At 68.8% G+C, this 8,523-nt stretch carries 11 protein-coding genes; 4 read left to right on the top strand and 7 right to left on the bottom strand.

Features of this window, described 5'->3' with window-relative positions; all coding sequences use genetic code 11:
• Positions 1 to 161 precede the first annotated feature (161 nt).
• From JJ683_RS18050 to JJ683_RS18040, 3 genes are all read right to left on the bottom strand, one after another.
• A complete protein-coding gene (locus JJ683_RS18050; protein ID WP_200176156.1) occupies positions 162 to 1,073 on the bottom strand; it encodes a DUF3800 domain-containing protein in 912 nt (303 codons plus the stop codon).
• A 207-nt stretch (positions 1,074 to 1,280) separates the two neighbouring features.
• Positions 1,281 to 1,448: a hypothetical protein gene (locus JJ683_RS18045; protein ID WP_200176155.1), complete on the bottom strand. Its 168-nt coding sequence runs from the start codon at positions 1,446 to 1,448 to the stop codon at positions 1,281 to 1,283.
• A 99-nt stretch (positions 1,449 to 1,547) separates the two neighbouring features.
• Positions 1,548 to 1,760, bottom strand: coding sequence for a hypothetical protein (locus tag JJ683_RS18040; RefSeq protein WP_200176154.1), 213 nt, complete (start codon positions 1,758 to 1,760; stop codon positions 1,548 to 1,550).
• A gap of 222 nt (positions 1,761 to 1,982) precedes the next feature.
• Between JJ683_RS18040 and JJ683_RS18035 the strand changes: the two genes are divergently transcribed.
• The 4 genes from JJ683_RS18035 (at position 1,983) to JJ683_RS18020 (ending at position 5,087) form a co-directional block, all read left to right on the top strand.
• The gene (locus JJ683_RS18035) at positions 1,983 to 2,576 is read left to right on the top strand and encodes a hypothetical protein (protein ID WP_200176153.1); all 594 of its coding nucleotides are present in this window, start codon (positions 1,983 to 1,985) and stop codon (positions 2,574 to 2,576) included.
• A 267-nt stretch (positions 2,577 to 2,843) separates the two neighbouring features.
• Positions 2,844 to 4,046 (top strand): HNH endonuclease family protein, encoded by a 1,203-nt coding sequence (locus tag JJ683_RS18030; protein WP_200176152.1) that lies wholly within the window; start codon positions 2,844 to 2,846, stop codon positions 4,044 to 4,046.
• A 9-nt stretch (positions 4,047 to 4,055) separates the two neighbouring features.
• Positions 4,056 to 4,529, top strand: a complete 474-nt coding sequence (locus tag JJ683_RS18025; RefSeq protein WP_200176151.1) for a hypothetical protein — start codon at positions 4,056 to 4,058, stop codon at positions 4,527 to 4,529.
• Positions 4,530 to 4,694: 165 nt separating this feature from the next.
• Positions 4,695 to 5,087, top strand: coding sequence for a hypothetical protein (locus JJ683_RS18020; RefSeq protein ID WP_207280362.1), 393 nt, complete (start codon positions 4,695 to 4,697; stop codon positions 5,085 to 5,087).
• Between the two features lie 73 nt (positions 5,088 to 5,160).
• Here JJ683_RS18020 and JJ683_RS18015 read toward each other — a convergent pair whose 3' ends face one another.
• The 4 genes from JJ683_RS18015 to JJ683_RS18000 form a co-directional block, all read right to left on the bottom strand.
• Positions 5,161 to 5,601: a hypothetical protein gene (locus tag JJ683_RS18015; protein ID WP_143910892.1), complete on the bottom strand. Its 441-nt coding sequence runs from the start codon at positions 5,599 to 5,601 to the stop codon at positions 5,161 to 5,163.
• Positions 5,602 to 5,957: 356 nt separating this feature from the next.
• Complete coding sequence (locus JJ683_RS18010; RefSeq protein WP_200176147.1) at positions 5,958 to 6,836, bottom strand: ArdC-like ssDNA-binding domain-containing protein; 879 nt, start codon at positions 6,834 to 6,836, stop codon at positions 5,958 to 5,960.
• Between the two features lie 237 nt (positions 6,837 to 7,073).
• Complete coding sequence (locus JJ683_RS18005; RefSeq protein ID WP_200176146.1) at positions 7,074 to 7,991, bottom strand: DUF4192 domain-containing protein; 918 nt, start codon at positions 7,989 to 7,991, stop codon at positions 7,074 to 7,076.
• Between the two features lie 201 nt (positions 7,992 to 8,192).
• Complete coding sequence (locus JJ683_RS18000) at positions 8,193 to 8,408, bottom strand: hypothetical protein (protein WP_200176145.1); 216 nt, start codon at positions 8,406 to 8,408, stop codon at positions 8,193 to 8,195.
• Positions 8,409 to 8,523: the final 115 nt, after the last annotated feature.

The raw sequence follows: 8,523 nt of genomic DNA, 5'->3' as shown, positions 1-8,523 counted from the left end.
CCGCTCCCCCACCACCGCCGCCGCGCCCCCAGGGCCGGCCAGGCAGGCACACCGCGGCCACACGGCCACCGCGGCGTGGCGACCTGCGCGGGAGCTACGAAAGCCGCGGAAGGGCCCGGCCGGGGCCCATCTTCTGTTCTTTCCGGCTGGTGCTGTAGCGGCTATCTGTTTCGTTCGGCGGCGCGTTCGGCTGCGGCTTTGACCTGGCGGAACTTGTCTGTGTCCCAGGCGTGGCCGAGGAGGTGTCCGTCCGGTTCGGGGTGCACGACGCGTTTGCGGTAGCGGATCTGGGAGTGGTGCAGGTCGTTGATCTGACGGTTCCACAGGTGGAGTTTGGATTCGTGGGTGAATCCGCCGTACAGCTCGCCGAGCAGGGCGTCGTCGGTGATCCACTGGTAGCGCGAAGCTTTGATGAGCTGGTAGTCGATTGCCCTGGTCAGGCAGGCGGCGATCCAGTCGGCGAACTGGATGTTGGCGCTGAGTTTGCTGTCGACGTGCATGGGCGGTTCGACGATCAGTTTCATCTCCGGGTGCTCGGATGCCCGGCCGAAGATGTGCCCGTACATGTGGTGTAGACGCTCGATGCGGGTCGTTTCGTTGATCTGGTCGATCATCACGAGCAGGTTCTCCGCGCCGGCCCGGTCGGCGTGCCGGGCAAGCCGGTTCAGGGTCTCTCGCATCGCCGCAGCCTCCCTGCCCTCAACGTCGAGTTGCGTCTGTTTCGGCGTGCCGAGCGGTTTTTCGTCGGCGTAGTAGAACAGTGCCCCGCCCATCGACCGCAGCATCTTGACCAGGTCGTTGAACACGCGGATCTGGTGGGGGTACGTCTCGGGCGTGGCGACGTGGAAGATCCTCGCGCCCTTGCGCTCGAACAGGGCGGGGTCGTCCTCGCCGATCTCGGTTGTGAACAGCTGGCGCTTGAGTGCGGTGAAGCGGGCGCCGAACACGCGGGCGTGCTGTTCGGGGATGACGAAGCCGGCGTACCCGAACGCGGGGCTCGTGTTGAACTTCGGGTGGTCGGGGGCGATGAACGCCCCGGGTTCGCCGATTTCGTCGATGTATGCGAGCAGCACGCTGCGAGTATGGCAGCCGGGGGGCACACCGTAATGCGTAGAGCCCCACACCCAGGGGGTGCGGGGCTCTCGGATCAGCGCTCGGGGAACTATTTCATCCCTAGCTACTGCCATCAGGGTAAGCGATGGGCGTGATGCGCACAAGCAAAACTTCTGTCTTGCCGGCCACTCCCCTGCTGGTCGCCGCGGCCGCGGGGTCCTGCCTGGTCAGCGGCCGTGACGGCCAGAGGTGGCGCCGTCTGGGCTCTGCCCGGGCGGGTGTGTGCCGAGTAAGGCGATGACGTCGTCGAGTTCGCGGTAGAGCTGGCGGGCGTGGTCGTTGTCGGGGGCGGGTTGTCCGTTGGCGTGCATGAGCGCGATTTCGTAGGTTTCCACAGCGTCTTGGACGTGGCGGCGCCCGCCACGGTTCCGTGACGTCGGCGGGGCCGGGCTGTGCCCGGCGCCCGCCGACGTCTACCGGCCGCCGCGTCTGGGTTAGGCGGTGCCGGCAACGGCCGATGCGACGGCGAAGACAACGCCGCCGACGCACATCCCGGCGGCGATGAGACACCGCCCGGGCAACTTGCGGTCACGCTCACGGACCGATTCGCCGCTGCGTTCACTGGTCCGATTCCATTTCTCGATGACCACTGCCAGGACGAAGAACCCGATCGCGCCTGCCACGAGGATTGCCATGTTGCTCGTCATGGGCCCGACACTCTCAGACGGCCTTCCGGCCGTGCGGCAGTCCGCAACACCCCCGACGCCGGGACGCGGAGCTGGCCGTACCCGGCGGGGTGGCTGGCTCCTCGGCGCGGCGCCGCCCTGTCCCAGGCAGCCGCGGGGGAAGCCGTTCACCCACTCGCATCAACCAAGCGGTACAATTGGTACGTATCAGGTACGTTGTTTGTACTTAGAATGGGAGCGGATATGGCGTCGAGAGCGGAGCAGGCGGCAGCACTGGCGGATGCGTTCGCCGCCCTGGTGGGTGAGGGCCGCCCGGTGACGGTGCGGTCGCTACGGGAGAAGGCCCGGGTGGGCACGGACGCGGCCCGCGAGTGGCTGGTGCGCAACCGGCCCGCCGCCGATGTGCCGGAAGTACCGGCCGACGCGCTGGTGCCCGTGTTGGGGCCGTTGTGGTCGGCGGCGGTCACTACGGCCCGCGACGAGCTGGCGGAAACCGCCGCGGTCGAACGTGCCGCGCTGGCAGGCGCCGAGGCCGACGCGCTCGAGGATGCAGCAGCACAGCGGGCACGCGCTGAGCAGGCCGAAGCTGAGGTGGCCCGGTTGGCCGCCGAACTCGACGCCGCACAGACGGCGGTGCAGGAGGCGGGGCGCCGGGCTGTGGCAACGGAGAAGGCGGCCGCCGCAGCGGCCGACGCGGAACACGCCGCCCGCGAACGGGCGCACACCGCCGAACTCGACGCCGCCGACGCCCGGGCCACCGCCCGCACCCTCCGCACCATCCTCGACAGCACCCGCAGCGACCAGGACGGAAACGGAACCGGCCGCGCGGAACACTAACCAGCCCCTCCGACAGGAAACGCGTCCCTTGACATTCGCCCTGATCATCACCGCCAACGTCATCACCATTGCCGCTAACGCCCTGCTCCTCCGCAAGCTGCGCGCAGACCGGCACGCGGACTAGCCGGCTTCTGTGAGGCGGCGGCTGTATGTCTGAGCGGGGGTTTAGTATCTCAACGAGTACAAGCCAGTGGTGGTCCTGCCGGGCCCTGCGGCGTAGAACGCGAGCGCTGCCGTCCCGATGGCGCGATAAAGGAGCCTGCCGGAATGTCCAGCCCGTACGATCCGTCGCAGTACCAGCCGCCGCAGCCGCCGGGGCTGCAGCCGCCGGTGAAGAAGCGTCGTAAGTGGCCGTGGATCGCTGGCGGCACGGTCGCCGTGCTGTTCGTCATCGGCACTGCCGTCGGCAACGATGAGAGCCACACCGCGACCACCACTGCCGCAGCAAGCGCCACCACCTCGACCACCACCTCGACCACCACCGCGGCCGCTGCTACGTCGGCTACTCACGCCTCGGCTGCCGCGTCCCGGTCAGCCGCCCCAGGTGCTGCCGGGGGCGCCGCGGCCGCCACCGGTGCCGGCGCGGGTGCCGCCGCGGCGCCGGCCGGTAGCAGCGCCACTGCCGCACTGGCCAAGCTCGACACCCTGCCGATCAAGGGGCGGGCCCCGAAGACCGGATACGACCGGGACCAGTTCGGGTCGGCCTGGACCGACGACGTTGCCGTCGCCGGCGGCCACAACGGCTGCGATACCCGCAACGACATCCTGCGCCGCGACCTCACCGGCATCACCTACAAACCCGGCACCGGCGACTGCACCGTCCTGACCGGGACGCTGCACGACCCGTACACCGATAAGACGATCGCGTTCCAGCGCGGCGAAGGCACCTCGAACGATGTGCAGATCGACCATGTCGTGGCCTTGTCGAACGCGTGGCAGACCGGCGCCCAGCAGCTTTCCGCCCAGCAGCGCGAGAACCTGGCGAACGACCCGCGGAATCTGATGGCCGTCGACGGTCCGACGAACGCGTCCAAGGGCGATGGCGACGCCGCCACGTGGCTGCCGCCGAACAAGGCGTACCGGTGCACCTACGTGGCCAAACAGGTTGATGTGAAGGCCCTTTACGGGCTGTGGGTGACCCGTCCCGAGCATGATGCGATCGCCCGGATCCTGCACAACTGCGGCGGCCAGCCGCCCGCGGCGGCCCCCACCTCCACGCAGGTGACCACGCCCGCGCCCGCGCCCTCACCGGCGCCGGCGCCGGCGCCGGTGATCATTGAAACGACCGTGCCCGCCCCACCGCCTGCGCCCGCGCCCGCTCCGGCACCAGCTCCTGCACCGCAGTACCCGATGCAGCAATCCGGCCCGGACACCGACTGCTCGGACTACACCACGCCCGTCCGAGTCCTCGCCGGCGACCCGCACCGGCTAGACCGGGACGGCGACGGCATCGGCTGCGACGGAAGTTAGGAGCAGAAGGTGGGATACATCGGATGGCGGATGGAGCGTGCCGCGGCCCGCGGCGTGACCCGCGGCTCGGCCGGCATCGTCAAGTACACGGCGTTGCTGTTCTGGTGGATGCTGGCCTGGCCGTTCTACCTGGCCGGATGGGGAATCCGGCACAGAGGCGAGGTGGCGCAAGCAGGCCGTGCGACCGCCGACGCGGGAAGGCAGGTGCGCGAGCACGCGCAGAAGCACCCGAAGCGTGCCGCCTGGGCGGGACTCGTGGCCGGCCTGGTGTTCTGCGCTGGCGGCATCGGCGGCGGCACGGTGCTCGGCGCGGTGATCTTCGGCGCCGTCGCCGCCTGGTGCGGCTACCTGCTGCTCAAGTGGCGGCAAGCCGAGAAGAAGACCGCTCTTGCGGCGGTCGCGGCGCGCGCCGACTACGAGCACCATCTCGCGGCCGACGGCGACATACGCGGCCTGTACGGTCAGTACCCGCCGACCGCGTAGCCGGAGCTCTGAGCCTGGCGGCACGATGCGGGATTCGGACCGCTGCCACCGCATATCGCCTCGCGTCGCCATACAACCGGAGATTCCACGGAGGTGATTGTGGACGTCAACGCCACAACTGGATCGGCCAGCGAGCTGGTCGCTGCGGCACATCGAGCGCGGGCAGTGGCATCGTGCGCGCGCCGCGACTTGAGGGACGCGGTGCACCGGCTCGTCGACGTGGGCATGACGGAGTCGGACATTTCTCGAGTACTGGGGGTCAAACGGCTGGCAGTGTGGAAGCTGCTCGTCCGTGCACCGCAGATCGTGCCGGACGGGTTCGCTGATGCGACCGCGTACGGGATTTGCGAACGATACTCGGCCGGCTACATCGACGGCGACGAGCTCGCCCGGCAGTTGTCGCGGTGGGAGTTCGCGCCGATGCAGTGGGCGGGCAGCCTCGTCGAGGACGTGGGTCCGGTCGAGGGGACGTTCAGCTCCGAGGTGGGCCAGGCGCTGAGAGACGGCCTGATCGACGGTGAGCTTTACGAGCTGGTGTTGAACGCGCAGCAGCCCTGACGTTCGCCCGCCAGGAGTTGTGAACAGCTGACGCTTGCGTGCCGGCCGCTTGCGGCCGTCCACTCTTCTGTGTTTATCGGCTGTAGGTGCTGCCACGTTCGATGTCGATGCCATAGTTCTCGGCAATGGCGGCGACGTGCCACCACCAGCGGGCCGGCATGCCTGCGTGTTCTGGCCATGCGGCGTGGAATGCTGCGTCGTCGAGGGGGCCGAGAGTCAAGGGTGTCATGGTGATGTCGGCGGGCCCTCGTTCGCCGGCGTCCCGGTGGGCGGTGATGGTGGTGTTGGCGGCCCGGGCTCGATCGGCGACGATGCCGGCGGCCGCAGCTGCCGCGGCGGCGTCGATGGCGGCGAGGCGAGCGAGGATGCCGGGCGGAACGTTCTCTGTGCCTGATTCCCAGCGGGGGACGCGGTGCGGGTGGACCTCGAGCATGGCGGCGAGCTCGCCGTGGGTGTAGCCGCGGTCGAGTAGCAGGGTGGTGAAGCGGGCGGGGTCGATGGCGTGCGTGGTCATCTCATGCCTCCCTGGCTGGCGGGGTGTGTGCCGGTGGTGGTAGCCGGTTCGACTGTGGTCGTCTCGTTGGTCCTATTGTGTCGGTGCCGCGCGATAGGGTGGTCGCCGAGTGCCGGGCGGGTTCCGGGCCCGGCGGCTCAGAGTTCAGCAGCGATGCCGCGGAGGCGCCTGCCAGTGGCTTTACTCATGGGCGCCGTTGTCTGTTCTTCGGGTGCGCCGGCTGCCGGCGTCGTTCCGGCGGCCGCGCTGCGGCGGCGTGTCGGCACGTGGCCGCGTGAATGGGTTCTGCCGGCCGCTTGCGGCCGTCCTTATGCGTTGCATCCCCGGCCCTGGGGGTTCAAGGGCCGGGGATAGGTTTATGCCGCTGCGGCGTCGTCGGTGGTGGTGATGGCGTCGGCGAGGGTGTGGGCGGTGGACAGGACTCGCGCGGCGGTCTCGCGGATCATGTCGGTGTCGCCGTCGGTCCAGCTGGCGACGTAGCCGACGCTGTAGCTGGCGGTATCGAGGCCGCATATTCCGGCGACGATGTAAGCAACGGATTCCGCTTCGGTTTCGCAGAGGCCGCGGTGCGCGACGTACTCGCCGATTTTCAGGTCGGCGTGCATGAGGGCGTGCGCGGTCTCGTGGATGGTGGTTTTCGCGGCCTGGGCGGCGCTGATGTTCTGCTCGACGACGATGCGGCGGTTGTGTGGCGTGGTGTATCCGTAGGCGCTGCCTGCGATGGTCTCGCGGGTGATCGTCCATCCTTCGCCGGTGATGTAGTCGGTGACGGCGGCGGCGATGCCCGCCGGGTCGTCTCCGGTGAGAGCGGTTGCGGGGCTGGTAACGACGGTGTCGGCGCCCTCGATCGGGTCGGTTTGGCTGGTGTCGAAGACCGACAGCACCGGGAAAATGGTGATGCGACGCTCGGTCTCGTCGCCGTTGCCGTCGTCCTCGGTGATCTTCTTGGTGCTGTAGCCGAAGATCTTGATGGCACGCTCCCCCTTGCGGACCTGGCGGCCGAGCTGCTGCCACTTGCGGAAGCCTGCAACCTGGGTGGCGGCGGGCTGCTGGGCCATGATGAGCATGACGTTATTGAGGCTGTAGGCGTGGAACGCCTGCGCGAACTGTAGGAACTGGCGCCACTGGTCGGAGTCGCGGAACTGCTCGACCTGTTCGGCGATGCTGGCCTGAAGTGCTGCGGCCTCTTCGCGGCGCTGTTCGGGGGTCTTGCGGGTGCGGACCTTCTTTGCCATGGGTGTTCCTCCTGGGGTGTGGGGTGGGCCTGTTGCCCTCCCTCGTGGGTGTCGGATTCCATTCCCTCCGACATACTCTATTGTAGTCTATTAGGTGTGGGGCGTCCACTGGTTTCGGTGGTTCGTCTGGCGTGTTTTCGCTGCATATGACGGTGGGCCGCCCCTTGGTGCGGGGCGGCCCACGGTGTGCCGGTTGCGCGCCCCGGGGGGTAGCCCCCCCTGGGGCGCGCGGTGGTGTTACTCGGCGGCGGCTTCGGCCACGTGGCGCATCATCGACGGCGGGGCGGCGATGCTGAGCGCTTCGAGGAGCAGATCGGCAAGCGTGTTGAGCGGGTCGGCGGCTTTGGCGGCTTCGGCGGCGATGAGCGCGCGCGTGCCGTCTCCGTCGATGTACATGCCCATTGCGTAGACGGCGGCGGCGTCGCTGCGGGCGGGACCGTCGGTGCGGCGTGCGGTGGCGATGCACACGGCGGTGATGGCGTGGCGGGCGTCGGTGGCCAGCATGCCGATGACGGTGTCGCGCACGGCGGTGTCTTGCAGTGCGATGCCGATGGTGGCGGCATCGTCGTCGCTGAGGACACTGCCGGTCGCGTGGCGGCGGGCGATGGCGGCGACGGCGCTCACGGCGGCGGCGGGGTCGGTGTCGAGCCTGCGCGGGGCGGGGGCTGCGACGGGGCTGCCGGTGGGCGCGATTTCGTCGGCGATGGTGTGGCGGTCACGGTCCATGCTCCGGCCCGCGAGCACGCGGTGCGCGGCTGCCTCGGTGGCTTGAGGGTCGGGCAGGGTGCCGCTCTCGCCGGTTTCGGGTGCGGTCCAGCGGCTTCCTGCGGTGATCGCTTCGGTCCACAACTGGGTGGGCACGGTGATGCCGTTGGTGATGAGGACTTCGGCGGCGACGGCGGCGACGGCCTCGCCGGTGATCTGGTCGGCGGTGATCGCGACGGGCACGATGGTGGTGATCTGGTTGGTTGCGGCGGCTGCGACGACCGTCCGGGTTGCTTGCATGACGCCCTTGATGTCGATGCGCGCGGCGAACGCCACGCGATTGTCTGCGGCGATGGCGATGAAGGCGACGGAGTCGGTGGGGGTGAAGCCGAGCAGTGCGGGGATGGCGGCGATCAGTCCTGCGTGGCTGGTCACTTTGGGGTTTGCCATGGGTGTTCCTCCTGGGGCGTGGGGTGGGCCGGTTACCCTCCCTCGTGGGTGTCGGATTCCGTTCCTTCCGACATACTCTATTGTAGTCTATTTGGTTTGGGGTGTCCAGCCTTTGCGGCGGTTGTTCTGCATGTTTGCGCTGTATATGGCGGTGGGCCGCCCCTTGGTGCGGGGCGGCCCACGGTCTGCCGGTCTGGTGGGTTAGTGGTTTTCGTTGTCGCCTTCGTCGTCGTCTTCGCGGTGTCTGCGGACGATGAATGCGGCGGTGTCGTGGTGTCCTGCTGCGCGGAGTACGTCGGCGAGGGTTTCGATTTCTCCGCAGTTGAAGCCGGTCCACGGGTCGCCGTCGGTGATCTCGCGTGCGCAGTGGGCCCATTCGTCGACGGCGGCGAACAGCGGGTGCTCGGTGTGGGTCATGGTGTCCTCCTGGGGTTGTGGCGAGTGCCTGTTGCCCTCGCCGGGGTGAGGTGGGAGCGGGTCTGTACCCCCGTGGTCCCCCCCTCATCTTTTTTGCCAATGAAGGCACGCAGTG

It is taken from the genome of Tomitella cavernea (assembly GCF_016599145.1).
Lineage (GTDB): Bacteria > Actinomycetota > Actinomycetes > Mycobacteriales > Mycobacteriaceae > Tomitella > Tomitella cavernae.
Note: the sequence above shows the minus strand (reverse complement) of the source record. Positions and strands in the feature narration are given on the sequence as shown.

Coding starts and splice junctions, on each gene's coding strand:
- JJ683_RS18040 (WP_200176154.1), bottom strand. CDS start 1,760: ATGACGAGCAACATGGCAATCCTCGTGGCAGGCGCGATCGGGTTCTTC.
- JJ683_RS18035 (WP_200176153.1), top strand. CDS start 1,983: ATGGCGTCGAGAGCGGAGCAGGCGGCAGCACTGGCGGATGCGTTCGCC.
- JJ683_RS18030 (WP_200176152.1), top strand. CDS start 2,844: ATGTCCAGCCCGTACGATCCGTCGCAGTACCAGCCGCCGCAGCCGCCG.
- JJ683_RS18015 (WP_143910892.1), bottom strand. CDS start 5,601: ATGACCACGCACGCCATCGACCCCGCCCGCTTCACCACCCTGCTACTC.
- JJ683_RS18010 (WP_200176147.1), bottom strand. CDS start 6,836: ATGGCAAAGAAGGTCCGCACCCGCAAGACCCCCGAACAGCGCCGCGAA.
- JJ683_RS18005 (WP_200176146.1), bottom strand. CDS start 7,991: ATGGCAAACCCCAAAGTGACCAGCCACGCAGGACTGATCGCCGCCATC.
- JJ683_RS18000 (WP_200176145.1), bottom strand. CDS start 8,408: ATGACCCACACCGAGCACCCGCTGTTCGCCGCCGTCGACGAATGGGCC.